25 protein-coding genes are annotated in these 23,337 nt (G+C 66.2%); 11 read left to right on the forward strand and 14 right to left on the reverse strand.

Going from position 1 to position 23,337, the window contains the following annotated elements; genetic code table 11:
- Positions 1 to 11 precede the first annotated feature (11 nt).
- From ccoO to AC1D2L_RS00440, 10 genes are all read left to right on the forward strand, one after another.
- The gene (gene ccoO / locus AC1D2L_RS00395) at positions 12 to 782 is read left to right on the forward strand and encodes a cytochrome-c oxidase, cbb3-type subunit II (RefSeq protein ID WP_476843839.1); all 771 of its coding nucleotides are present in this window, start codon (positions 12 to 14) and stop codon (positions 780 to 782) included.
- 11 nt (positions 783 to 793) lie between these two features.
- A complete protein-coding gene (locus AC1D2L_RS00400; RefSeq protein ID WP_476843840.1) occupies positions 794 to 949 on the forward strand; it encodes a cbb3-type cytochrome c oxidase subunit 3 in 156 nt (51 codons plus the stop codon).
- A 3-nt stretch (positions 950 to 952) separates the two neighbouring features.
- A complete protein-coding gene (gene ccoP, locus AC1D2L_RS00405; protein ID WP_476843841.1) occupies positions 953 to 1,840 on the forward strand; it encodes a cytochrome-c oxidase, cbb3-type subunit III in 888 nt (295 codons plus the stop codon).
- Positions 1,812 to 3,278 (forward strand): cytochrome c oxidase accessory protein CcoG, encoded by a 1,467-nt coding sequence (ccoG, locus tag AC1D2L_RS00410; protein WP_476843842.1) that lies wholly within the window; start codon positions 1,812 to 1,814, stop codon positions 3,276 to 3,278. Before ccoP ends, ccoG begins: the two co-directional genes overlap by 29 nt.
- A 34-nt stretch (positions 3,279 to 3,312) precedes the next feature.
- Complete coding sequence (locus tag AC1D2L_RS00415; protein WP_476843843.1) at positions 3,313 to 3,837, forward strand: FixH family protein; 525 nt, start codon at positions 3,313 to 3,315, stop codon at positions 3,835 to 3,837.
- Between the two features lie 4 nt (positions 3,838 to 3,841).
- A complete protein-coding gene (locus AC1D2L_RS00420) occupies positions 3,842 to 6,064 on the forward strand; it encodes a heavy metal translocating P-type ATPase (protein WP_476843844.1) in 2,223 nt (740 codons plus the stop codon).
- Positions 6,061 to 6,261, forward strand: a complete 201-nt coding sequence (gene ccoS / locus AC1D2L_RS00425; protein WP_476843845.1) for a cbb3-type cytochrome oxidase assembly protein CcoS — start codon at positions 6,061 to 6,063, stop codon at positions 6,259 to 6,261. The genes AC1D2L_RS00420 and ccoS overlap by 4 nt, the downstream gene beginning before the upstream one ends.
- Before the next feature lie 81 nt (positions 6,262 to 6,342).
- The gene (locus AC1D2L_RS00430; protein ID WP_476844639.1) at positions 6,343 to 6,669 is read left to right on the forward strand and encodes a winged helix-turn-helix transcriptional regulator; all 327 of its coding nucleotides are present in this window, start codon (positions 6,343 to 6,345) and stop codon (positions 6,667 to 6,669) included.
- Between the two features lie 147 nt (positions 6,670 to 6,816).
- Positions 6,817 to 7,704, forward strand: coding sequence for a YghX family hydrolase (yghX, locus tag AC1D2L_RS00435; RefSeq protein WP_476843846.1), 888 nt, complete (start codon positions 6,817 to 6,819; stop codon positions 7,702 to 7,704).
- A 229-nt stretch (positions 7,705 to 7,933) separates the two neighbouring features.
- Complete coding sequence (locus tag AC1D2L_RS00440; RefSeq protein ID WP_476843847.1) at positions 7,934 to 8,833, forward strand: hypothetical protein; 900 nt, start codon at positions 7,934 to 7,936, stop codon at positions 8,831 to 8,833.
- A 37-nt stretch (positions 8,834 to 8,870) separates the two neighbouring features.
- Here the strand turns inward: AC1D2L_RS00440 and AC1D2L_RS00445 are convergent, their stop codons facing one another.
- The 13 genes from AC1D2L_RS00445 to AC1D2L_RS00505 form a co-directional block, all read right to left on the reverse strand.
- A complete protein-coding gene (locus tag AC1D2L_RS00445; protein ID WP_476843848.1) occupies positions 8,871 to 9,827 on the reverse strand; it encodes a catechol 2,3-dioxygenase in 957 nt (318 codons plus the stop codon).
- Positions 9,824 to 10,930 carry a 5-methyltetrahydropteroyltriglutamate--homocysteine S-methyltransferase gene (locus tag AC1D2L_RS00450; RefSeq protein ID WP_476843849.1) on the reverse strand — a complete coding sequence of 369 codons (1,107 nt, stop codon included), beginning with the start codon at positions 10,928 to 10,930 and terminating at the stop codon, positions 9,824 to 9,826. Before AC1D2L_RS00450 ends, AC1D2L_RS00445 begins: the two co-directional genes overlap by 4 nt.
- A gap of 24 nt (positions 10,931 to 10,954) precedes the next feature.
- Complete coding sequence (locus tag AC1D2L_RS00455) at positions 10,955 to 11,665, reverse strand: ABC transporter ATP-binding protein (RefSeq protein WP_476843850.1); 711 nt, start codon at positions 11,663 to 11,665, stop codon at positions 10,955 to 10,957.
- Positions 11,658 to 12,410: an ABC transporter ATP-binding protein gene (locus tag AC1D2L_RS00460; protein ID WP_476843851.1), complete on the reverse strand. Its 753-nt coding sequence runs from the start codon at positions 12,408 to 12,410 to the stop codon at positions 11,658 to 11,660. Before AC1D2L_RS00460 ends, AC1D2L_RS00455 begins: the two co-directional genes overlap by 8 nt.
- On the reverse strand, positions 12,407 to 13,408 hold the full coding sequence (locus AC1D2L_RS00465; protein WP_476843852.1) for a branched-chain amino acid ABC transporter permease: 1,002 nt from the start codon (positions 13,406 to 13,408) through the stop codon (positions 12,407 to 12,409). Before AC1D2L_RS00465 ends, AC1D2L_RS00460 begins: the two co-directional genes overlap by 4 nt.
- Positions 13,405 to 14,262 (reverse strand): branched-chain amino acid ABC transporter permease, encoded by an 858-nt coding sequence (locus tag AC1D2L_RS00470; RefSeq protein ID WP_476843853.1) that lies wholly within the window; start codon positions 14,260 to 14,262, stop codon positions 13,405 to 13,407. Before AC1D2L_RS00470 ends, AC1D2L_RS00465 begins: the two co-directional genes overlap by 4 nt.
- Positions 14,263 to 14,289: 27 nt before the next feature.
- Positions 14,290 to 15,468 (reverse strand): ABC transporter substrate-binding protein, encoded by a 1,179-nt coding sequence (locus tag AC1D2L_RS00475; protein WP_476843854.1) that lies wholly within the window; start codon positions 15,466 to 15,468, stop codon positions 14,290 to 14,292.
- Between the two features lie 47 nt (positions 15,469 to 15,515).
- Positions 15,516 to 16,199 carry a 4-carboxy-4-hydroxy-2-oxoadipate aldolase/oxaloacetate decarboxylase gene (locus tag AC1D2L_RS00480; protein WP_476843855.1) on the reverse strand — a complete coding sequence of 228 codons (684 nt, stop codon included), beginning with the start codon at positions 16,197 to 16,199 and terminating at the stop codon, positions 15,516 to 15,518.
- On the reverse strand, positions 16,196 to 16,921 hold the full coding sequence (locus tag AC1D2L_RS00485) for a PIG-L deacetylase family protein (protein ID WP_476843856.1): 726 nt from the start codon (positions 16,919 to 16,921) through the stop codon (positions 16,196 to 16,198). Before AC1D2L_RS00485 ends, AC1D2L_RS00480 begins: the two co-directional genes overlap by 4 nt.
- Complete coding sequence (locus AC1D2L_RS00490; protein WP_476843857.1) at positions 16,914 to 18,056, reverse strand: 4-oxalomesaconate tautomerase; 1,143 nt, start codon at positions 18,054 to 18,056, stop codon at positions 16,914 to 16,916. The genes AC1D2L_RS00485 and AC1D2L_RS00490 overlap by 8 nt, the downstream gene beginning before the upstream one ends.
- Positions 18,057 to 18,059: 3 nt before the next feature.
- The gene (locus AC1D2L_RS00495; RefSeq protein ID WP_476843858.1) at positions 18,060 to 19,040 is read right to left on the reverse strand and encodes a Bug family tripartite tricarboxylate transporter substrate binding protein; all 981 of its coding nucleotides are present in this window, start codon (positions 19,038 to 19,040) and stop codon (positions 18,060 to 18,062) included.
- A gap of 36 nt (positions 19,041 to 19,076) precedes the next feature.
- Positions 19,077 to 19,910, reverse strand: a complete 834-nt coding sequence (locus AC1D2L_RS00500) for an NAD(P)-dependent oxidoreductase (RefSeq protein WP_476843859.1) — start codon at positions 19,908 to 19,910, stop codon at positions 19,077 to 19,079.
- A gap of 90 nt (positions 19,911 to 20,000) precedes the next feature.
- Positions 20,001 to 20,906 carry a LysR family transcriptional regulator gene (locus AC1D2L_RS00505; RefSeq protein WP_476843860.1) on the reverse strand — a complete coding sequence of 302 codons (906 nt, stop codon included), beginning with the start codon at positions 20,904 to 20,906 and terminating at the stop codon, positions 20,001 to 20,003.
- Between the two features lie 157 nt (positions 20,907 to 21,063).
- On the opposite strand from AC1D2L_RS00505, the gene AC1D2L_RS00510 reads away from it, so the two are divergent.
- The gene (locus AC1D2L_RS00510; RefSeq protein WP_476843861.1) at positions 21,064 to 22,821 is read left to right on the forward strand and encodes a winged helix-turn-helix domain-containing protein; all 1,758 of its coding nucleotides are present in this window, start codon (positions 21,064 to 21,066) and stop codon (positions 22,819 to 22,821) included.
- Between the two features lie 30 nt (positions 22,822 to 22,851).
- Here AC1D2L_RS00510 and AC1D2L_RS00515 read toward each other — a convergent pair whose 3' ends face one another.
- Positions 22,852 to 23,268, reverse strand: coding sequence for a YHS domain-containing (seleno)protein (locus tag AC1D2L_RS00515; protein ID WP_476843862.1), 417 nt, complete (start codon positions 23,266 to 23,268; stop codon positions 22,852 to 22,854).
- Positions 23,269 to 23,337 lie beyond the last annotated feature (69 nt).

The raw sequence follows: 23,337 nt of genomic DNA on the forward strand, positions 1-23,337 counted from the left end.
GGACACAAGAGATGTCGAGCCTGGACACCCGCGCGCCTGCGCCACGCAAGTCGCTTTGGTCGAAGCACAAGATCTTCGAGACCAATTCGATCATCCTGATCCTCGGCGTTCTGCTGGTGATCTCGGTCGGTGGCCTCGTCGAGATCGCCCCGCTGTTCTACCTCAAGAACACCATCGAGAAGGTCGACGGGATGCGCCCCTACACCCCGCTCGAGCTTGCCGGCCGCGCAATCTATGTGCGCGAGGGCTGCTACAACTGCCACAGCCAGATGATCCGGCCGTTGCGCGACGAGATCGAGCGCTACGGGCACTACTCGCTCGCGGCCGAGAGCATGTACGACAAGCCCTTCCAGTGGGGTTCCAAGCGCACGGGGCCCGATCTCGCCCGCGTCGGCGGGAAATATTCCGACGAGTGGCAGCGCGAGCACCTCGCCGATCCGCGCGCGCTCGTGCCGCAGTCGATCATGCCCGGCTATCCGTTCCTGGCGAAGACCGAGCTCAACTACAACGATATCGCCGACGAGTTGCGCGCCAATCGCGGCGGCGGCGTGCCGTACAGCGACGAGATGATCACGCGGGCCCGGCGCGATCTCGAGGCCCAGGCGACGCCCGATCATCCGGGGGCTGGCGATCTCGAGGCGCGCTACCCGAAGGTCCAGGCGCGGGATTTCGACGGCAATCCCGGCCGCATCACGGAAGCCGACGCGCTGGTAGCCTATCTCCAGGTCCTGGGCACCCTCGTCGACTTCAAGCTCTACGACAACAAAGCCAACATCCGTTGAGCGAGGACGCCATGGAATCAACATATCAATGGCTTGCAGGCTTCGCTCAATCGGCCGGGCTGCTCTATTTCGTCGGCATCTTCCTCAGCGTCTGTGCCTACGCGTTCTGGCCGAGCAACCGCGCGCGCTTCGATGAAGCCGCCCGCACGCCGCTGCGGGAGGACTGAGCGATGCACCAGGTCAACAAGCCCGAGCCGGAATTCGACACAGTCACCGGCCAGTCGACCACCGGCCATGAATGGGACGGCATCCGCGAACTCAACACGCCGCTGCCGCGGTGGTGGCTCAACATCTTCTACGCCACCATCATCTGGGCCGTCGGCTACTGGGTGGTCTATCCCGCCTGGCCGCTGATCTCCGACGCGACCAAGGGCGTGCTCGGCTACGCCACGCGGCTCGCGATCGAGGAGGACATGAACACGCTGAAGGCCTTCCGGGCCGGACAGTCGAAGGGGCTCTCCGAGGCCTCGCTCGATCAGATCAAGGCCGATCCATCGCTGTTCCGCATCGCCATGGCCCAGGGCAAGGCTGCGTTCGGCGATAACTGCGCCGCCTGCCACGGCGTCGGCGGCGCCGGCGCGAAGGGCTACCCCAATCTCAACGACGACGACTGGCTCTGGGGCGGGTCCCTGGCGACAATCGAGACGACCCTCCAGCATGGCATCCGCGTCGCAGGCGACAACGATACCCGCGTCAGCCAGATGCCGGCCTTCGGGCGCGACGGCATGTTGAACCGCGACGAGATCGCTTCCGTGGCCAACCATGTCCGCGTGCTTGCCGGGCTCCCGACGGCGCCGAAGGCCGATCTCGCCAAGGGCAAGCAGCTCTTCGAGCAGAATTGCGCGGCCTGCCATGGCGCTGCCGGCAAGGGCAACCAGGAACTCGGCGCGCCCAACCTGACGGACGCCATCTCGCTCTACGGCATGGACCTGGCCTCGTTGACCGAGACCATCAGCAACAGCCGCAACGGCGTGATGCCGGCCTGGAAGACCCGCCTCGACGCCACCACCATCAAGGCGCTGACCGTCTATGTGCATTCGCTCGGAGGGGGCCAGTAAGGTGAACGCCTCCGAGGCCGACGACCTGCCGCTCTTTGCTGCGACGAAGAAGGTCTATCCGCAAAGCGTGTCGGGACCCTTCCGGCGCGCGAAGTGGGTGATCCTCTTCGTCTGCCTCGGCATCTACTACCTGCTGCCCTTCCTGCGCTGGGATCGCGGCCCGAACCTGCCCAACCAGGCAGTGCTGGCCGATATCGCCAACAATCGCTTCTATTTCTTCTTCATCGAGATCTGGCCGCAGGAGGTCTATTACTTCACCGGGCTGCTGATCATCGGCGCCTTCGTCCTGTTCCTGATGAACGCGCTCGCCGGCCGCGTCTGGTGCGGTTATCTCTGCCCGCAGACGGTCTGGACCGACCTGTTCCTGGCCGTCGAGCGCTTCTTCGAGGGCGACCGGCGCGAGCGCATCAAGCGCGACGAGGCTCCCTGGAGCCTCGACAAGGCAGCCCGCAAGAGCGCCAAGCACGCAGTCTGGCTCGTTATCGCGTGGTGGACCGGCGGCGCCTGGGTGCTCTACTTCGCCGATGCGCCGACGCTGGTGCGGGAGCTTGCCAGCTTCACCGCGCCGCTGACGGCCTATCTCTGGATCGCAGCGCTGACCTTCACGACCTATGTGCTTGCCGGCATCATGCGCGAGCAGGTCTGCACCTATATGTGCCCCTGGCCCCGCATCCAGGCCGCACTGACCGACGACGATGCGCTGAACGTCACCTATCGCTACGACCGGGGCGATCCGCGCGCCTCGGTGAAGCAGGCGGAGCGGCTGCGCGCTGCCGGCGAGCCTGCCGGCGACTGCATCGATTGCCGGCTATGTGTCGCCGTCTGCCCGACGGGGATCGACATCCGCGACGGCAACCAGATGGCCTGTATCCAGTGCGGGCTCTGCATCGACGCCTGCGACACCGTGATGGCGAAGATCGGCTATCCCAAGAGCCTGATCGCCTATGACACCAACGACAATGTCCAGCGCCGCCTTGCCAAGCAGGCTCCGGTCTACAGGCCTGTGAGGGCACGCACGCTGATCTACGGCGCGCTGATCGCGCTCGTCGGAGGCGCGATGGTCTACCAGCTTGCGACGCGCAGGACGGCGGAAATCTCCGTCCTGCACGAGCGCTCGCCGCTCTTCGTCACGCTGAGCGACGGCGCGATCCGCAACGCCTATGTCATCCGCCTGTTGAACAAGCGGCCCGAGGCACGGCCCTTCGCTCTGACGGTGTCGGGCCCTTCAGGCGTGCGCATCGACGTGGTCGGGACGCGCGCAACCGCAGATATCAGGCCGATAGTGACGGTCGAGGCCGATTCCTCGCGCGAGGTCCGGGCGCTCGTCACCGTTCCGTCGGACACCCCCCTCGACAAGTCCCAGGCGATCACCTTCACCGCGTCCGATCTTTTCGCGGGCGAGACGGTGACCGCCCAGGACCATTTCATTGCGCGCTAGAGCACAGATCATGTCCTGCTGCGGAGCCTTCATCATGCCCGTCGACCTGCCCAGCCGCTTGCCGGCCAAGCCTCGTCCCTCCTTCGTGCTCAGCGGGCGGATGGTGCTGGCGGGCTTCATCGGCTTCTTCGTGGTCGTTGCCGGCGTCAACGCCATCATGATGACCGCCGCGATCAAGACGATGTCGGGCGTCGAGGCGAAGAGCGCCTACGAGACGAGCCAGCGCTTCAACGGCGAGATCGCGCGGATGCACGCACAAGCGGAGCGCGGCTGGCAGGCGCAGGCGCAGGTCAACCGGACCGGTGCCGATGCGGAAATCACGCTCTCGCTGCTCGACAATTCGGGCACGCCGGTCCCCGGGCTTGGCATCGAGGCGCAGCTTCAGCACCCCGCAAACCGCAGTGAGGATCGCATCGCCAGCCTGGTCGAGACCGGCAGTGGGCGCTACGCGGCGAAGCTGCCCGCCATTCATGGCGGCGCCTGGACGCTCACGCTCGAAGCGAGGCGCGATGGTGAGGCGGTTTTCAGCTCGCGCAGCCGCATCCTGCTGAAGGAGTAGGTCGATGAGCCTCGCGGAACCCCGCGCTTTCCAGGATCTCTCGATCTTCGTCCGGCAGCGCGATCCCGGCATCGCGGGCATGGAGCTCGCGGTCGACGGTATCCGCTGCGCCGGCTGCATGCATGCGATCGAAAGCGGGCTTGCCGGCGACGTCGGCATCCTGAGCGCGCGCGTCAACCTGGCGCTGCGCCGCGTCACGGTGGAATGGCGCACAGGCGCGATCGCGCCCGAGGTCGTGATCGAGCGCCTGTCGCGGCTCGGCTTCAAGGCCTACCCCTTCCTGCCCGCGCAGGAGCAGGACAGCGTCACGCGCGAGGAGAAGCGGCTCCTGCGCTGCCTTGGTGTGGCTGGCTTTGCAGCCATGAACATCATGCTGCTCTCGGTCTCCGTCTGGTCGGGCAACAGCGGCGACATCGGCCCGGTCACGCGCGACTTCTTTCACTGGCTCTCGGCCCTGATCGCGCTGCCGACCGCGGCCTATGCCGGGCGCCCCTTCTTCGAGAGCGCGTTGCGGGCGCTCCGGGCCGGGGCCGTCAACATGGACGTGCCGATCACGCTCGGTGTGATGCTGGCGCTCGGCATGTCGGTGATCGAGACCTGGAACCACGCCGAGCACGCCTATTTCGACGGCGCGGTGATGCTGCTCTTCTTCCTGCTGATCGGGCGCTATCTCGACCAGTTGATGCGCCGCCGCACGCGCGATCTCGCCGGCAACCTGGCTGCCCTCAGGGCCGAGACCGCCACGCGCCTGCAGGCCGACGGCACGACCGTGGTGGTCCCGATCGCCGCCGTCGCGGCCGGTGACCTCGTGCTCGTCCAGCCCGGCGAGCGTGTCTGCGTCGACGGTCTCGTCGAGAGCGGCTCCTCCGAGATCGACCAGAGCCTCGTCACTGGCGAGACCGCGCCTGTCGCAATCGCGATGGGCGGCCGTGTCCATGCGGGAACGCTGAACCTCGGCGGCGCGCTCACCGTTCGGGTCGAGGCCGCCGGCACAGGCACGCTGCTCGACCAGATCGACCAGCTGATGGCGCAGGCCGTCGAGAGCAAGTCGCGCTATGTCCACCTCTCCGACCGGGCAGCGCGGCTCTATGCTCCGCTCGTGCATGCAACGGCCCTCGCTACGCTGCTCGGCTGGATCGCGTTCGGACTGGCCTGGCAGCAGGCGCTGATCATTGCGATCACCGTGCTGATCATCACCTGCCCCTGTGCGCTGGGCCTTGCAATCCCGGCAGTCCAGGTCGTCGCGGCCTCCGCGCTGTTTCGCTGCAAGGTCATGCTCAAGGAAGGCGGCGCGCTTGAGCGATTGGCCGAGGCCGACATGGTCGTCTTCGACAAGACGGGCACGTTGACCCTGCCGGAAGCCGAACTCCTCAATGCCGACAGCCTCGACTCCGACGTCATCGCGCAGGCTTCTGCGCTTGCCGCGGCGAGCCGGCACCCGCTGTCGCAGGCGGTCAGCCGCGCCGGCGGAAGCCCGGCGCCGATACACGGCGTGCAGGAGCATCAGGGGCTGGGCCTGTCGGCGCAGTCAGAGAACGGCGAGATGCGTCTCGGCAGCATCGCCTTCTGCAACGCAGAGGCGATGGCCGGCCCGGTCGCGACGGCCTTCCCGTCGGCCTCGCTGATCGCCTGGAGACAGGGCGAGAACTGCGCCGTCTTCGCAATCGGCCAACGCCTTCGCCCGGAGGCGGAAGCCTGTATCGAAGGCTTGCGATCGCTGGGGCTTGGTGTCGCAATCCTCTCGGGCGATCGCGGGACGGCCGTTGCTCCCGTCGCGAGGGCGCTCGGCATCACCGACTACAATGCAGGCCTCGCCCCCGCCGAAAAGCTGACGATTCTTGACGAACTCGCGGCACAGGGCCGCAAGGTATTGATGGTCGGCGACGGGCTGAACGACGCGCCTGCGCTCGCCAAGGCGCATGTCTCGATGTCCCCGATCAGCGCGACGCATCTGGCCCAGGCCGCGGCCGACATCGTCTTCCTCGGTGACAGCCTCTCACCCGTCGCCGCCAGCATCCGTATCGCCCGGCGCGCGCGCCGCCTGATGATGCAGAACCTCTGGTTCGCAGTGCTCTACAACTTCGTTGCCGTTCCGATCGCGGTCGCGGGCCTTGCGACGCCGCTGGTCGCCGCCGCCGCGATGTCCGGCTCGTCCCTGATCGTCACGCTCAACGCCCTGCGCGGCGGTGGCGGGGCACAAGCAGTCCCGCCGAGGGCAGAGCCATGAACATCCTTGTGATCCTCTTCCCTCTCGCGCTTGGGCTCGGGTTGGCGGGGCTTGCCGCGTTCTTCTGGTGCATGCGGTCTGGCCAGTTCAGCGATCTCGAGGGATCGGGCTGGCGGGTCCTTCAAGACGACGATCTCTCCTCGACGCCCTGCCAATCTCGGGAGGAGGATCGCACGGCGGCTGCGCCGGCACCGTGATGCCCACAAAAACCAAGGTACACGCGTGAAAGCAGGCCCAGCGCCCCCCAGGACAGCGCGGCCGAAGGCGTCGAAAAGGCGCTGAAGCTTCTGGAAGGCCGCTGGAAGATTGTGATCCTGTTCCACCTGTTCGGAGGGCGCGTCCTGCGCTTTTCGGATCTCGAACGGGCTATTCCTGCGGTGTCCCAGAAGATGCTGATCCAGCAGTTGCGGGCCATGGAGCAGGACGGCATCGTGGGCCGGATCGTGCACCATCAGGTGCCGCCCAAGGTCGAATACGGGCTGACCGAGTGGGGACAGGCGCTCTGCCCCGCGCTCGACGCACTGCTGACATGGGCAGCCCTGCGCGAGGGCGATGCGCCGCAGACGCAATCGCCGTCGGCGGAAGCTCCGGCAAGCCAGGGATAGGCTGCCGGCCAGCTGACGCAAACTTGCCGCAAAGCCCCCGCTAAAACACGCGATCTTGAAAACCGGCGGGCTGAATTTCGACGACAGGCTTGTTGCGGACGTTAGGATCGGCTCTCAATGCCGCAAGAAGACATAAGGGGAAATGCCGTGTCGCGCCTGACAGCCAAGGACTTTTCGCAAGAGCTGCTCGAACTCTACGACTATTATGCTCACGGCAAGATCAGCAAACGCGAGTTTCTTGATCGCGCGGGCAAATACGCCATCGGCGGCATGACCGCGGCGTCGATCCTGGCCGCTATGAGCCCCAATTATGCGCTTGCGCAGCAGATCTCGTTTACCGACCCCGATATTGTCGCGAGCTATATCACCTACCCCTCTCCCAAGGGGCATGGCGAAGTCCGGGGCTATCTGGTGCGCCCGGCGAAGGCCGCGGGCCGGGTCCCCGCAGTGGTCGTGGTGCACGAGAACCGGGGCCTCAACCCCTATATCGAGGATGTCGCGCGCCGGGTCGCAAAGGCCGGCTTCATCGCGCTCGCTCCCGATGGGCTGAGCTCGGTCGGAGGCTATCCCGGCAATGACGAGAAGGGCCGCGAGCTGCAACAGCAGGTCAATCCCGAAAAGCTGATGAACGACTTCTTCGCGGCGATCGAATTCCTGATGAAGAGCGACCAGACCACCGGAAAAGTCGGCATCACCGGCTTCTGCTATGGCGGAGGCGTCGCCAATGCGGCGGCCGTCGCCTATCCGGAACTCGGAGCGGCGGTGCCGTTCTATGGTCGCCAGCCCCGGGCCGAGGATGTCGCTCGGATCAGGGCGCCGCTGCTGATCCACTATGGCGAGCTCGACGCCGGCATCAATGCCGGCTGGCCCGCCTATGAAGCCGCACTCAAGGCGGCCGGAAAAACCTATGAGGCGTACATCTATCCAGGCGCCAATCACGGGTTCCACAACGATTCGACGCCGCGTTACGACGAGGCGGACGCGAAGCTCGCCTGGGATAGGACGATCGCCTGGTTCAAGCGCTACCTGGCCTGAGCCGCCCGCGCCGGATCCATGCCGCTCGCTTGGCAGTGAGCAGGCATGGATCCGGCGGACCGATCCGGTCAGCGCGCCGAGGCATGGTGTGGTGACGGTGGACGCGACGGCCTCCCGAAGTCGTCGACATCCGACGATCGCATGACGTCCGGGACGGATACGAGGCGCAAGACTGAGCTACCGAGGGCGGTTTCCGGGGTTTGGGGGGAACCAGGTCGGGAGTTGGACCATGCCTCTTCGTGCGCGCGTCGGAAAACACAGTCGGGCCGCTGGCCGCCAATGCCAGAATTGGTCCGACGACCAGAAAACCGTGATCGACCTGCTCAACCGCGTCCCGGCCAGCAGTGGCGGAACGGGCGGAAGCCTGCAGCCGAGGATAGTCGGAGGCATCGTCAGCGACGGGGTTTACGCCGCGATCCTCGCTTTCGAGGCGAAGTATTTTCCGACCCAGCGCCTGGGTTTCTTCGAGCCGAACGGACCGATGCTCAAGAAGCTCGAAGCCCTGGCGGCCACTCCACCTGCGCCTGTGGTCCAGCCGCCGCCGCCCGCCACGCCTCCTCCCGTCGCGCCGACCAGCGGCCCTATTCCGCGCGGGCTGACGGCGGGGGAGAAACACCTGCTCTTCCCGATCTTCGGCGCGACGCTGGACTACCCGAACCAGACCGTCGACAGGAATGACTCCCATACGGGCGGCATCGGGAACTCCTTCACGCCGGGCTATTTCCCGAACATGTCCCCGCTGATCTGGAGCTGGGACTACAGCATGGCGTCCGACACCGACGCCGCGATCTTCGTGCATGAGATGGTGCATGTCTGGCAGTCCGGGCACGGCCGGCACAACATCCTCAGAGGCGCGTATCTCTGGCTGAAATACGACGAGTACGAGGACGCCTATAAATACAATCTCGATTCATCCACGTCGCTCAGCTACTTCAACATGGAGCAATGCGCCGCGATCATCGAGGATTATTACAGGGTCTTCAAAGGCTTGGCGCCCGAGAGCAACGAAGGCACGCGAAAGGCCCTCAGCGACTACCTGCCCTATGTCGCGCAACTGAAGGCGGCAGGGCCGTTCCGCTGGCCCCCGGCCGGCCGCAAGAACCGAGACAATATCGGCAACAAGATCTGAGCCGGGCGCCGGCCTCCGCGGCGCGGCTCTAGCCCGCTCAGCCGCCGGCCGGCGGGGTGCCATGGGTGTGAAAGCTGTCGATCGTCTTCAGCCCCCAGGCCTGGCCCTTCTTCCGCTCGGTCTCGGTCCAGGTCACCGTCTGCCAATCGGGATCGAGGATGAGGCGGGCGCCTGCATTGGCGATCTCGACCCGGTTTCCGGCTGGCTCGTAGACATAGAGGAAGAAGGTCTGCTGGACGGCGTGCTTGTGCGGGCCGGTCTCGATATGGACGCCATTCTCCAGAAAGATGTCGGCAGCCTCGAGGATGTGCTCGCGCTGGTCGACCGCGTAGGTGAGATGGTGGAAGCGGCCGAGCGCCGCTGTGTGGTCGCGGGTGTAGGCGATGTCGTAGCTCTTGTTATTGACGGTGAACCAGCAGCCGCCGACCTCGCCGGAATCGAGCACGATCTGCTCGGTGACGCGGCTGCCGAGCGCCTTCGGCATGAAATCGCGGATTACCGAGACGTCCTGCGCCAGCAGGTTGACATGGTCGAGCCGTCGCACGGCGCAGCCGCGCCCGTGATTGCGCTGGGCCTGGTTCTTGAGCGCGGGGCGCTCATGCGGTGGTGCCTGGTATTTGTTGGTGTCGAAATAGATCTCGAAGACGTGGTTGTCGGGATCGCGGAACCGATAGGCCCGGCCATGGCCGAGATCGCCCTCGCTCCAGCCCAGGCCTGCACCCATGGCCTCGATCGCCGCGACGCGCCGCAACAGCCCAGCCTCGCTGCTGGCGCGATAGGCGACATGACCCACGCCCGTAGTGTGAGACGCGGTCAGCTTCAGCGTATGAAATTCATAGTCGTCCCAGGCACGCAGATAGACGCTGTCGCCGTCCCGGCCGCTCTCGGTCAGTCCGAGGATATCGACGAAAAAGGCGAGGCTGGCCTCCGGCTTGTCGGTGAAAAGCTCGACATGGGCGAGGTGGGCGATATCGAAGCACGGCTCCTGGCTCATCCCCAGACCTCCTGCGCGACCTGAACGATGCGCGAGAGCTTGGCCCATTGCTCGTCCTCGGCGAGTACGTTGCCCTCCTCTGTCGAGGCGAAGCCGCATTGCGGCGAAAGGCACAGCTGCTCCAGCGGCGCAAAGGCCGAGGCCTGCTCGATCCGGCGCTTGAGATTATCTTTGCTCTCGATCGCGCCGAACTTCGAGGTCACGAGCCCGAGTACGACCTGCTTGCCCTTCGGCAGGAAGCGCAGCGGCTCGAAGCCGCCCGAGCGGTCGTCGTCCCACTCCATGAAATAGCCGTCGACATTGATCTCATTGAAGACGAGATCGGCGACGGGCTCGTATCCGCCAGAGGCGATGAAGGTCGACTTGAAATTGCCGCGGCAGGTGTGAGTGGTGATGACCATGTCGGCCGGCTTGGCTGCGGTCGCCGTATTGATGATATCGCGATAGATGTGGATCAACCGGTCGGGCTCGTCGCCGCGATCGACCAGCATCTGACGCTGATCAGGGTCGCAGAAATAGGACAGGCTGGTGTCGTCGAGCTGCAGGTAGCGGCAGCCGGCATCGTAGAAGGCCCTGATCGCCTTGGCATAGGCGTTGCCGAGGTCGGCGTAATAGTCCTCCATCCGGTAATAGGCCGAGATGTCGACCGCTTTCCGGCCGCCGCGATAATGCAGCATGCTCGGGCTCGGGATAGTCATTTTCGGGACCCGGCTGGTGACCGAGGCGAGGTAGCGGAAATGGGCGAGATGCGGGTGGTCGTCCGGGAAATCGAGCTTTCCAACGACGCGCAGTCCCCGCGCCTTAGTGGTAACGCCCTTGAACTGGATGCCGGAATCGGAGTCGTAGCCCTGCACGCCTGTGAGGTTCTCGAGGAAGTCGAAATGCCAGAAGGCGCGGCGATATTCGCCATCGGTCACGGCCTGAAGGCCGACCTCCTCCTGTTTCCTCACCAGCGCCTTGATCTCCGAGTCCTCGATCGCCTTGAGCTGGTCGGCCGATATCTCGCCCGACGCGTGTTTCGCCCGCGCCTCCTTGACGGCCGCGCTGCGCAACAGGCTGCCGACCATGTCGGCCCGGAAGGGTGGCTTCTGTCGGAGGGTCATGGCGTTTCCTTCCCTGCTTCCTGACTAGGCTGCGGCGCTGAGGCCGAGATGGCGCTCGAGCAGCGCGGGTTCGCGCAGCAGCTGCGCACTGTCCTCGGCGAGCACGATCCGGCCGCGTTCGAGCACGATCGCGCGGTCGGTCAGCGCCAAAATCTTGCGGGCGTGCTGCTCGATGACGATGGCGGCCAGCCCCTCCTCCCGAAACAGCCGCTTCAGAGCGGCAAGCAGTTCCTCGACGAGGATCGGCGCCAGCCCTTCCGTGGGCTCATCGAGCAGCAGCAGCCTGGGATTGAGCATCAGGGCGCGGCCGATCGCGAGCATCTGCTGCTCCCCGCCCGAAAGCTGGTTGCCGAGATTGGCCCTGCGTTCGGCCAGCCTCGGAAACATCTGGAAGACGCGCTCGACGGTCCATCGGCCGGGGCGTGCGACGGCTGTCAGATTTTCCACCACCGTCAGCGACTTGAAGATGTTGCGTTCCTGCGGGACCCAGCCGATGCCGGCGTGGGCGCGCTGCTCGGGCGACGCGTTGGATATGTCCTTTCCCGCGAACATGATCTGCCCGGCGCGACGCCGCGTCACGCCGATGAGCGTGTTGACCAGCGTCGTCTTGCCGACGCCATTGCGCCCGAGGAGGGCAAGCGATCCGCCCTCGCCCAGCGACAGCGCGATGTCGAACAGGACCACCGCCTCGCCATAGCCGGCGCTCAATCCGCTCGTTCTCAGAAGCTCAGACATGAGCGGCCTCGCCGAGATAGGCCCGCTTGACGGCCGGGTCGCGCGCGATCTCGGCGGGCTCACCCTGCGCCAGCACCCGGCCATTGACCAGCACGGTGATCCGCGTCGCGAAGCGGAAGATGATGTCCATGTCGTGCTCGATCAACAGCACCGAGACATCGTCGGGCAGGGCCGCGACGGTGTCGAGCAGGTCGCGCCGCTCGGCCTCGGGCACGCCCGCTGCCGGCTCGTCGAGGAGCAGGACGCTGGGCTTGGCCGCGAAGGCCGCCGCGATTTCGACCTGCCGCTGCTTGCCATAGGGCAGCAGCGAAATACGGTGATCCATGACGTCCTCGAGCCGGAAGCGCGCAAGAATCTCGGCGGTCTCTGCGATGATCGCTTGGTCGGCATCCAGCGCGCGAAACAGGCGCATGCCATGGCCTTGACGCTCGGACGTCACCAGCGTGACCATTTCGAGCGGCGTCAGCGTGCCGAAGAGCTGGTTGATCTGGAAGGTGCGCACCATGCCGCGCTTGACCCGCGCCTCGCGCGACAGGCCGGTGATGTCCTGCCCCATCAGGCTGACCCGCCCCGATGTGGGTCGCAGCACACCGGTCAGCAGGTTGATGAAGGTGGTCTTGCCCGCGCCATTGGGTCCGATCAGCGCATGACGCGCGCCCTTCTCCAGCGAAAAGCTCACATCGTCCGTCGCCGTCAGTCCGCCGAAGCGCTTGATCAGGTCGCGGGTTTCGAGGACGGCGCTCATGACGACGCCCCTCGCCGCGACAGCCGCGCGACCACCGCCTTGACCACGCCATGGACCATCTCCCGCCCGCCGAGAACGAAGAGGACGAGGAAGAGCCCGATCCAGAACATCCAGTATTGCGGCGTGAAGCTCGCGATCGCGTCCTGAAGGAACTTGAAGGCGATCGCACCGATCAGGCCTCCATAGAGATAGCCGGCGCCGCCGATGATCAGGACGAGCATCAAATCGGCCGAGCGGTGGAAGTCGAACACGTCCAGCGAGACAAACTGGGTGGTCTGCGCCAGCAGCGCGCCCGCAGCGCCGGCATAGGCGGCCGACAGCGTGTAGACCGTCGCGAGCCTCCGGCCCAAAGGCACGCCGGACGCCGCCGCGCGCAGTTGGTTGTCGCGAATGCCGCGCAGCGACAAGCCGAAGGGCGAGTTGACGATGCGCCGCGCGACCAGGAACAGCAGGAACAATACCGCCAGCGAGTAGGCGTAGGCGGTGCGCCCGAAAATGTCGAAATCGAAGAGACCGAGGATCGGCGTCATCGCGATGCCCTGCAATCCATCGGCCCCGCCAGTGATCGCGGCCAGCGAATTGGCGCCCTCATAGAGGATCAGCGCGACGCCGAGCGTGATCATCAGCCGCGCGAGATCGGTGCCGCGCAGCACGAGCGGGCTGGTCAGCAACCCCAGCAAAGCCGAAACGGCCATGGCGAAGGCAAGGCCAGCCAGCGGATCGCCGGAGACATGTTTTGCAAAGAGCCCGGCCGCATAGGCACCCATGCCGAGAAAAGCCGCATGCCCGAGCGAAACGATGCCGGCATAACCGAGGATGAGATCGAGCGAGAGCGCAAACAGGGCGAGGATCGCGATTTCATTCAGGATCAAGGCGCGCGTCGGGAACAGGAACAACGACGCGCCGGCGATCAGCCAGAACGCAAATTCCGCCGGGTGCCAGCGCCGGGCTCGCCGGAGCGACTGCCCGACGCGGTCTTCGAGCGTGCTCCGTGTCATCCGCGCCCCCTCGCGAACAGCCCCTCGGGGCGCAGCAGCAGCACGAAGACCATGAGGGCGTAGATGATGAAGGCGCCGGCCTGCGGGACCAGATACTTGCCCATCGCATCGGCCACGCCGAGCAGCATTGCTGCGAGAAAGGGCCCCGTGATCGTCGAGGTGCCGCCGACCGTCACGACGATCAGGAAGTAGATCATGAATTTTAGCGGAAAGGTCGGGTCGAGCCCCATCAACTCGATGCCGAGCGCCCCGCCGAGTCCGGCCAGCCCTGAACCCAGCGCAAAGGTCATGGCAAACAGCCGGTTCACCGGGATGCCCAATCCGCGCGCGACCCGGGCGTCATCGACGGCTGCCCGCAGACGGCTGCCGAAGCGTGTTCTGGCGAAGCCCCATTGCAGCGCGACCGCAAGCAAGCCGCAGATGCCGATCACGAACAGGCGATAGTAGCCGATCCCGATGCCGAAGACGTAGAAACGCCCCAGCAGCCAGGCCGGCAGCTGGATGATCTGCTGGCTCGAGCCAATCAGCCAGTCGGTGCCGGCGACCGCCATGAACACCAGCCCGATCGAGAACATGACCTGGTCGAGATGGCTCTTGGCATACATCGGCCGGTAGGCCAGCCGCTCCAGCACGATGCCGGCGAGTGCGGCGGCCAGGAATGCCGCCGGCAGCGTCAGCAGAAACGGCACGCCCTGGCGCTGCATCAGCAACACGGTCACGTAACCGCCGAGCATCGCGAAGGCGCCGTGCGCCAGGTTGACGAAGTTCATCAACCCCATTGTCACGGAGAGCCCGCAGGCCAGCACGAAAAGCACCATCCCATAGGCGATGCCATCAAACAGGATGGTGAGCATTGCGGGTTCCCAGCCGCCGGCGCCTGCCTATTTGCGGGCCTTCACAGGATCCTTGACCTGAGGAATCGTGGCGAACTCGACGTTGAACAGGTCGGCTCCGATCTTCTCGGTCTTGCGGACGTAGATGTTCTGGATGATGTCGCGCGTCGCCGGATCGATCGTGATCGGCCCTCGCGGGCTTTCCCAGGACGCACCCTTCATCGCGGCGATCAGCTTTTCGCCATTGGCATCGCCATTGGTGGCCTTCAGCGCCTCGGCGATCAGCCGCATGCCGTCATAACCGCCGACAGCCATGAAATTGGGGCGCATGCCGGGATTGGCAGCCTCAAAGGCCTTCACGAAGGCCTGGTTGGCGGGGCTGTCATGCTTTGCCGAATAGTGGTGCGTGGTGATGGCGCCGATCGCGACATCGCCCATGCCGTTGAGGATGTCGTCGTCGACGACGTCGCCCGGGCCGATCAGCTTGACGCCGGCCTTGTCGAGGCCGCGCTCGACGAACTGCTTCATGAACTGCGCGCCAATGCCCGACGGCACGAACACGAAGAGCGCGTCGGGCTTGGCTTCGGAGACACGCTGCAGGAACGGTGCGAAATCGGGGTTGCGCAGCGGCACGCGCACGCTCTCGACCGTTCCGCCCGCCGCCTTGAACTTGCTGGTGAAGGAGGTCTCGGCGTCGATGCCCGGCGCGTAGTCGGTGACAACGGTGAAGACACGCTTGATGCCGTTCGACCAGGCCCAGTCGGCCATCGGCTCGGAGGCCTGCGGCAAGGTGAAGGAGGTGCGCGCGATGAAGGGCGAGGCCTCGGTGATGGTCGCCGTCGCGGCAGCCATGACGATCTGGGGGATCTTGGCCTGCGTCGCGATCGGAGCCGTGGCCATCGCCAGCGGCGTCAGGCCGAAGCCTGCGAGCACGGCGACCTTGTCGTTGACGACGAGTTCCTGCGCGATGCGGCGCGTCGCGTCGGCGTTGCCGGCATCGTCCTTGAGAACGACCTCAAGACGCTTGCCACCATGTGTCGCGCCGCTCTGGGCCAGGAAGAGTTTCACAGCCGCCTCGATCTGGCGTCCTGTCGACGCAAAGGGCCCGGTCATCGGCAGGATCAGGCCGACCTTGACGGTTTCCTGCGCCTGCGCGCCCGCGACTACGCCCGCCGCCACTGCCCCGCCCATGATGGCCTTCAGAAACGTCCTGCGGATCGTTGTCATCGTCGTCCTCCCCTGAATGTCCGTTTTTTATGATTGAGGCGTCTTTTTCAGTCGTCGTCGCGGTAGACCAGCCCGGCTTTCGCCAGCCCCTCGCGCATCTTGTACATGTCCAGCCCAAGCTCGCCGGCAGCGAGCCTGCGACGCTTGTCCTCCTCATTGGCCTCGCGCGCCTGCGCGGCCGCGGCGATCCTTCCCGCGTCCTGCCTCGGGACGACGACCACCCCGTCATCATCGGCAACCACGACATCCCCGGGCGTAACGAGCGCACCGGCGCAGACCACGGGGACATTCACCGAGCCCAACGTCGCCTTGACCGTGCCCTTGGCCGAGATCGCCCGCGACCAGACCGGGAAGCCCATCTCCGTCAGCACCCGCACGTCGCGCACCCCGGCGTCGATCACGAGCCCGACCCCGCCGCGCGCCCTAAGCGAGGTCGCAAGCAGATCGCCGAACATCCCGTCAGTGTTGTCCGTCGTGCAGGCGACCACAAGCACGTCACCGGGCTGGATCTGCTCGATCGCGACGTGGATCATCCAGTTGTCGCCGGGCTGAGCCAGCACCGTCACGGCGCCGCCTGCGATCCCCGCTCCCGGATAGATGGGGCGCATGTAAGGCTTGAGCAGGCCGGTCCGGCCCATCGCCTCATGGGTGGTCGAGACGCCGGCCTCGCGCAGCACCGCCATGTCCGAGGCCGCCGCCCGCTTTCTGGTGCGTATGACGACGCCGCTCATGCCAGTTGCTCCAGCGCTTCGGGGAACAGCCGCTGATAGGCCTCGCCATAGGTCATCGCCTTGCCCGAGTTGCGGCCGCCCTGCATGCCCCGGTTCAGTGCCACCCGCGTATAATATTCCCAGAGGTGCTTCTGGGCGGCGAGTATCTCGAAGGCCTTGCGCTTGGTCTCCCAGACCTCGTCGATATTGAGGATGACGTTGGGCTTGAAGTTGCACTGCTCGGGCTGGTGCGGCTCGAACAAGAAAATCGGCGGCGCCGCATAGCTGCGCATCGGGTCGGGCTTGTGCCCCGCGGCCTGCGCGATGATCCGCGCCTCCTGCGCAAATCGCGCCGCTTCCGGGTGGTCGACATTATAGGGGTCTTCCAGCGAGTGGGTCAGCACGAAGCTGGGGTTGAGCTCGTGGAAGATGTCGATGGCACGGTCGAGCATCGGCCCGGTGGTGCGCAGCGGATAATCGCCGGCATCCATGAACTCGATCTCGGCACCGAGCGTTGCCGCGGCCCGCTCCGCCTCGTCGCGCCGCTGCGCCTTCACGTCGCCAATCCGCACGCCGGCCTGCTTCCAGGCGAATTGGCTCTCGCCGCGCTCGCCATAGGCCAGGCAGAGGATCTTGACCCGCATCCCGCGTTTGGCGTGCAAGGCGATGGCGCCGCCCGCGCGCCAGACGAAATCGCCGGGATGGGCCGTGATCACCAGACCTGTCTTCTGCAGGCTAGACATGCGCAGTCCTCTCGTCGGGGCCAGTCGCGACCCCATTGGTTTGGCGGCCTACCCCCGCGAGCAGGCGCGAGGGCACGAAGGCCTTGCCGTCCATCAGGATGCGGGCGGTGCGCAGCAGACCGGCGCGCTCGATGACCGGATGCTGCGCCGTGCCGCCGACCGTCAGGTTGACGCTGAACTCGCCGGTGGGGTGTTCGACCGACAGCGTGCGCTCGCGGCCCTGCGGCATGACCACGACCGAGGCAGCCGGCGATCCCGGCAACGCCGCGGCGGTCGCGACCGTCACCGCGGCGAAGACACCGATCGAGGCGTGGCACTCATGGGGGATGAAGCTGCGGGTCGCGATCGAGCCCGCGACGGGCGGCGCGACCAGTGCGATCTTCGGAACGACCTTCGCCGTGACGTCCCCGAGCCGCATCATCGGCCCTGCAGCAAGGCGGATACGCTCGATCCGCTGTTCCAATTCGGCGTCGTTCTGCAGGACCTCGCGCGGCTCATGGCCGGTCCGACCGAGATCCGAGGCGCGCAGGACAATGACGGGCATGCCATTGTCGATGAGCGTGCATTCAATGCCGTCGATGATATCGACGGCATTGCCTGTCGGGAGCAACGCGCCGCAGACCGAGCCTTCCGTGTCGAGGAAGCTGATATCGATCGGCGCCGACGTGCCTGGCACGCCGTCGATTCGTGCCTCGCCATCGGCTGCGGCCTGGCCGGCATCGGTCCGCATCGTGAGGTCGGCGATCGTGCCGGTGTTGATGGTGCGCACCCGCACGGTGGCCACGGGACCGCTCGAGGAAATCAGCCCGCGCGCCAGGGCGAAGGGACCGACGCCCGCAAGGATGTTGCCGCAGTTTGGCGTGGTGTCGACAGACGCGGTCTCGATGCCGACCTGCGCGAACAGGAAGTCGATATCGCAGCCGGGTTCCGATGAGCGCGAGACGATCGCGACCTTGCTCGTCAGCGGATGCGCGCCGCCGAGTCCATCGACCTGTCGCTTGTCGGGCGAGCCCATCACCGCCAGCAGGAAGGCATCGCGCTCGGCCGTGTCCGACGGCAGGTCGTCCGCGAGAAAATAGGCTCCCTTGGAGGTGCCGCCTCGGATCAGCATGCAGGGCACGGCAATCTGCGCCATCGCTCAGGCCCCCTTGATGCCGGCGCGCGAGATGATGTCGCGCCAGAGTTCGAGCTCGGAGGCGATCAGCCGACCAAAGCCCTCGGGCGTTTCCTTGCGGGCGATCGCCCCGTCGCGATCGAGCGCGGCGGCGAACTCCGGTTCGCCGAGCAGCGAGTTGATCTCGCTGTTGAGGCGGGTGACGATGGGATCGGGCACCTGCGCCGGCGCGACGATGCCATACCATTGCACCGCTTCGAATCCGGGCAGGCCGTCTTCCGCGAGCGTGGGCAGCTGCGGCGCAAAGGAGACCCGGTCTCGACTGGCGACGCCCAGCGCGCGCAACTGGCCTCCGGCAGCCAGCGGCAGCACGGCCGGACCACCCGTCAGGGTGAACTGCACCTGCCCGGCGACGAGATCCGTCACGGACGGAGCAGTGCCGCGATAGGGCACGTGCACCGCCTCGAAGCCGGCGCGGTAGGCGAGATAAGCGCCGGCGATGTGGGCCGCACTGCCCTGCCCGCCCGAGCTGTAGTTGAGCTTACCGGGATTGGCCTTGGCGTAAGCCGCGAATTCCGCGAACGAGTTCGCCGGCAAGCCGGGATTGACGACCAGGATGTTGGGCACCATCGCGACCAGCGCCACCGGCCTGAAATCCCGGATCGGATCATAGGTCACATTGGCATAGAGCGCCGGATTGAAAGCCAGCGTGCCGATATGCCCCATCATCAGGGTGTGGCCGTCCGGGTCGGATTTCGCGACCTGCGTGGCCGCGATCATGCCGCCGGCGCCGGGGCGGTTCTCGATGACGAAGCCCTTGCCGGGAATGCTGCGCTCGAGCCGGCTGGCGATCATCCGCGCCAGCAGATCGGTGCTGCCACCCGGCGTGAAGGGCACCACCAGCCGGATGATCTGCGTCGGCCAGGCGGCCTGCGCCCGAACCGGCGAAACGGTTGCCACGGCCGTCACGCCGAGCCCTGCCAGAACGGCACGGCGATCGATCACGGACCCGCCTTTCGCCGTGTCGCACGCGCCCATCGCTCAGTTCTCCCTCGCCTGGACCCGGGCGCCGCGCTGCTGACTTTCAGCGACGGCATAGGCCAGGCCGGGCTCGAGCCCAGCCGCAGCCAGCATCTCGCCGGCCTCGCGCATTTCGGCCGCCCGGCGGATACCATGGGTCGCGACACGCTCGCGCATGTCGGCCGCAAGCGCGTGGAAGTCGATCGACGGGAAGGTCGCATTCAGGCTGGCAAAGACCTGATCCTTGACGTCCCAGGTTTCGCAGGAGGCGGCGCAGTCGACCATCAACGCCTCCAGACCCTTGATGACGATGCTGCGGCAAAGCTTCATCGCCGAGGCCCGCCCATAAACCTCGGAAACCGCGGTCAGGTTCATGCCAAGCGCGTTCAGCGTGAGGGAGAGCGCCTGGGCTTGCGGACCACCCGCCAGGATCGGCACCGCGATGCCAGGCTTGCGCACCGGCGCCATCACCGCGGCCTCGACATAGTGAGCGCCGCTCGCCTGGATGCTCGCCGCCGCGCGCTGCTTGGTCGAAGGCGCAGCGGAATTGACATCGACCAGGATCTGGCCCGGCTCCAGCCAGATGGCTGCCTCGATGGCAACGGCCTCCGCGCGATCGGCGGTCACCGCCGAGAAGATGATCTCGGCGCCCGCGCAAGCCTCCTGAAGCGACGCTGCCCGGCTGACGCCGATCTCGGTCGCAGCCGTCTCGATCGCCTTGCCGGACGCTGCGCCGAACAGGAGATCATAGGCGCAGATGTGCAGGCCGCCTTGCGCGAGCAGCCCGCGCGAAAAAACCTGGCCGACTTCGCCAAATCCGATGAATGCGATCGCCGCCGGCCTTGAGCCCAGCATCGGCCGTCCCCGCGCTTACGTTTCCTTGATCCCGCGAGGACGGTGCCCTTAAGTCATTCTGTCATCAAATGATAAGAATGCAGCGATTGATTACTTTCGTGCATCCTTATCCTGGATGCTGCGCTTCAGTTCGGCACCGATCAGACCCAGGAGCTCGCGCGCGGCAGGGCGCAGCGGAGGGCCTTTTCGCGTGACGATCCCCAACGTGCGCGTAACGCTCGGCGAACGCAGGGGGATGGCGACGAGGTCTCCGGCATCGACGGCATCGAGCGCGAGCTGCGGCACGATGGCGTAGCCGATCGCCGCCCGCACGAGGCTGACCGCCGTGATCACGCGCTGGACCTCGTAGCGCCAGGTCAGCGTCTCGCGACGGGAGCCCAGCGCATCGTCGATAAGGATTCGATTGCCTGTCTCGGCGCTGATCCGCACGAGCGGAAGACCCTGGAGCTGGGCCCAGCTCAGCGACTCCGCCTCCGCCAACCGCATGCTGCGATGGCAGACGAGAACGAAGGGCTCCTTCACCACCGGCTTGAGTTCGAGGTCCCAGCGATTGGCGGCAACGATGGTCACGCCGAACTCGGCCTGCCCGGACTGCACCTTGTCAGCGATCTCCGAGGCCGAATTGTCGTGCACCCTGACGCGCACGGCCGGGTGGCTGCGCGCGAACTCAGCGATCACCGACGGCATGCAGTGCACTGCGATCGTCGGCAGGCAACCCACCGAGACCTCGTCACTGCCGTCACCGCCATCGACGCGCGCCTCATCGATGGCCGCGCCCAGCTCCTCGAAAATCTTTCGGGCGCGCGGCAGGAGCGCGGAACCTGCGGACGTCAGCGAGACCTGCCGCGTGGTGCGCAGCAGCAGGCTGGTGCCCAGCGATTCCTCGAGCTTGCGGATACGGTGGCTCAGCGCGGTTTGGGAGAGGTTGAGATGCGAGGCCGCCGCATGAAAACTGCCGCGCTCGGCAATACTGACGAAGGCCTGCAGGCCCAGCACGTCCCCCCTCACCTCTGCACCCCTGTCCCAACAAGACGCTCGTCGCGCCAGCAACTTCGGGGCTGGACCACGTCTTGGCAAGCGGCGGGGCGGCCTTGCTTCCCAGCACCGGTCCGCGTTTGCGGCGCTTGCCGGCAAGTCGAGCCCCGAGGGTCATTTGATCCGCAAGCCGCTGCGTGAGATTATCGCGCCGGAACAGGAGCGCGAAGCGATGAGCCTTCAGCCTCTCCTCGCCTCGTCACGTGCCGAGCAACTGTGCTTCGGCCAGTTCCGCCTTGACCTCGACGCCGGCCAACTCCTGCGTCACGGCGACGAGATCTATCTCCGTCCCAAGACATTCGCGGTGCTGCGGCACCTGCTTGAGAATGCAGGGCGCCTCGTCAGCAAGGACGAGCTGTTCGCGGCGGTGTGGCCGAAGCTGGCAGTGACGGACGATGTTTTGGTCCAGAGTATCAGCGAACTCCGCAGTGCATTGGCTCCCGATGGCGCGGTGATCATCAGGACCGTCCCGCGGCGAGGCTATCGCGTCGATGTGGCTGTCCTATCGGACCGCACCCGCGCGAGCGTCGCCCACGGCGCGCTCTCAAGCCCGCCTCAGGCTGCACCGCCATCTCGCCTTGCCCGTCCTCGGCTCATGCGCGTCTCGGTCGCCATGGCGATCGGGATCTCTGTTGCCGGCTGGGCGCTCTACGCCGCACCGCTGAGTTCGCTGCTGCGCGCCCCCGTCGAGGTCTCCAGGGTTTCGGGGCGACCGGGGATCGCGGTCCTTCCTTTCAGCGGCGACGACAATGCCGGCAGCCACTTCGTCGATGGCATCACGCAGGATGTGATCGCCGCGCTCGGCCGCTTTCCGGCGCTGACCGTGATGTCCTGGAATGCGGTGGAGTCTCATCGTCGCGGGACGTCGCCAAAGCGCGTCGCCCAGGCCCTGGACGTCGTGTATCAGGTGGAGGGCAAAATCGTGCAGGCGGCGGACCGGCTGCAGGTGAATGCGCAACTCGTCGATGCGGCCGGTCGCATCCTCTGGTCGGGCCAGTTCGACGAAGCGAAGTCCGATGTCTTCTCGCTGCACAGGAAGATTGCCGGCGCGGTCGCAGGTGCGCTCGCGGCACGCGTGGCGCAAGCCGAGCAGCGGCGCGCGCTGGAGCGCCCGACGTCGAGCCTCGAAGCCTATGATCTGGTGCTGCGCGCGCGCCCCCTGCTGCAAGCCCCATCGCGGGCCGGCACTGCGCGGGCGCGCGAGCTCTTGCGGCACGCGCTCGACCTGGACCCGCGCTATGCCGGCGCGCACGCGGCGCTCGCCGAAAGTCACTATACCGACCTGTCGATGGGCTGGGCTCAATCGCCTCCGGCCGCACTTGCCCGGGCAGAGGAAAGCGCCCGGACGGCCTTGAGCCTCGATCCGGCACAGGCATCGGCCCGGATAGTTCTGGGACGCATCCACATCCTGAACCGGCGCTACGAGCAGGCCGAGACAGAGCTCGCGCTCGCGACCGAGATCAACCCCAGCGACGCGCAGGCTCTCGGCGGGCTCGGCAATCTGCTGACCTGGCTTGGGCGCGGCGATGCGGCCATCGAAGCGCTGGAGCTGGCGCAACGCATCGACCCGCAGTTGGGCTCGATCGATCGCTTTGCGCTCGCCCTGGCCTATTACTCCAGGCATCGCTATGACGACGCCGTCGCGCAGGCCGAACTTAATCTCCAGTCTGCCAGGGATGCGCATTTCAACCTGCCGATCCTGGCCGCAGCCTATGCCCAGAAGGGCCGGGTCGACGACGCCGACCGCGTCGCGGCGTCGCTGCGTCGGCTGGATGCGAGCCTGAACCTGCTGGGGTTCGGCACGAAATTCCTCAGACCCGACGATCTCGCCCATCTACGCGACGGCCTGCGCAAGGCACGGCTCCAACCGGGCTGAGATCGGCTGGACGCACGCGAGCTCACTGCTTCAGCGCGATGGCGCAGCTTGCCAGTTGCGGCCCGCTCTTTCGGTGTTTCCAGCCAGTTCCTGGCGGAAGCGCTCGACACCCACCGGCAGGGCGAAAATGTAGAGCTTGCCCTCGCTGACCATCCAGTTCTCGGGGTTGCCCTCGACGAACTCGCCGCGCGCGAGAGCCATGGCGCAGTAGTTCTCGAATTGCGGCGCGTAGCGGGCTGGTTCGCTCTTGAACATTTCGCGATGATCGGCGCGCGCAAAGCGGAAGAGATGCCCGTCCCAGCGATATTCGAAGGCGCTCGATCCCGGTGTCGCCTTGCTGATCGTGAAATAGGCGACGGGATCGTAACCCTTGATCGCGAGCGGCACGTCCGCTTCCGCATGAACCCCGGTTGCCGCAATGCCGGGCCAGGTAGCAAGGCCGATCAATCGGAGGCATCCGCGTCGCGTCAACGCTTCCATGTCTCACCTGCCCACGCCCCCGCATGAACCACGGGG

It is taken from the genome of Allobosea sp. P1_B10 (genome assembly GCF_056406735.1).

Excerpts from the sequence above, each read along its gene's own strand:
- ccoO (WP_476843839.1), top strand. The coding sequence starts at position 12 with ATGTCGAGCCTGGACACCCGCGCGCCTGCGCCACGCAAGTCGCTTTGG.
- AC1D2L_RS00400 (WP_476843840.1), top strand. The coding sequence starts at position 794 with ATGGAATCAACATATCAATGGCTTGCAGGCTTCGCTCAATCGGCCGGG.
- ccoP (WP_476843841.1), top strand. The coding sequence starts at position 953 with ATGCACCAGGTCAACAAGCCCGAGCCGGAATTCGACACAGTCACCGGC.
- ccoG (WP_476843842.1), top strand. The coding sequence starts at position 1,812 with ATGTGCATTCGCTCGGAGGGGGCCAGTAAGGTGAACGCCTCCGAGGCC.
- AC1D2L_RS00415 (WP_476843843.1), top strand. The coding sequence starts at position 3,313 with ATGCCCGTCGACCTGCCCAGCCGCTTGCCGGCCAAGCCTCGTCCCTCC.
- AC1D2L_RS00420 (WP_476843844.1), top strand. The coding sequence starts at position 3,842 with ATGAGCCTCGCGGAACCCCGCGCTTTCCAGGATCTCTCGATCTTCGTC.
- ccoS (WP_476843845.1), top strand. The coding sequence starts at position 6,061 with ATGAACATCCTTGTGATCCTCTTCCCTCTCGCGCTTGGGCTCGGGTTG.
- AC1D2L_RS00440 (WP_476843847.1), top strand. The coding sequence starts at position 7,934 with ATGCCTCTTCGTGCGCGCGTCGGAAAACACAGTCGGGCCGCTGGCCGC.
- AC1D2L_RS00445 (WP_476843848.1), bottom strand. The coding sequence starts at position 9,827 with ATGAGCCAGGAGCCGTGCTTCGATATCGCCCACCTCGCCCATGTCGAG.
- AC1D2L_RS00450 (WP_476843849.1), bottom strand. The coding sequence starts at position 10,930 with ATGACCCTCCGACAGAAGCCACCCTTCCGGGCCGACATGGTCGGCAGC.
- AC1D2L_RS00455 (WP_476843850.1), bottom strand. The coding sequence starts at position 11,665 with ATGTCTGAGCTTCTGAGAACGAGCGGATTGAGCGCCGGCTATGGCGAG.
- AC1D2L_RS00460 (WP_476843851.1), bottom strand. The coding sequence starts at position 12,410 with ATGAGCGCCGTCCTCGAAACCCGCGACCTGATCAAGCGCTTCGGCGGA.
- AC1D2L_RS00465 (WP_476843852.1), bottom strand. The coding sequence starts at position 13,408 with ATGACACGGAGCACGCTCGAAGACCGCGTCGGGCAGTCGCTCCGGCGA.
- AC1D2L_RS00470 (WP_476843853.1), bottom strand. The coding sequence starts at position 14,262 with ATGCTCACCATCCTGTTTGATGGCATCGCCTATGGGATGGTGCTTTTC.
- AC1D2L_RS00475 (WP_476843854.1), bottom strand. The coding sequence starts at position 15,468 with ATGACAACGATCCGCAGGACGTTTCTGAAGGCCATCATGGGCGGGGCA.
- AC1D2L_RS00480 (WP_476843855.1), bottom strand. The coding sequence starts at position 16,199 with ATGAGCGGCGTCGTCATACGCACCAGAAAGCGGGCGGCGGCCTCGGAC.
- AC1D2L_RS00485 (WP_476843856.1), bottom strand. The coding sequence starts at position 16,921 with ATGTCTAGCCTGCAGAAGACAGGTCTGGTGATCACGGCCCATCCCGGC.
- AC1D2L_RS00490 (WP_476843857.1), bottom strand. The coding sequence starts at position 18,056 with ATGGCGCAGATTGCCGTGCCCTGCATGCTGATCCGAGGCGGCACCTCC.
- AC1D2L_RS00500 (WP_476843859.1), bottom strand. The coding sequence starts at position 19,910 with ATGCTGGGCTCAAGGCCGGCGGCGATCGCATTCATCGGATTTGGCGAA.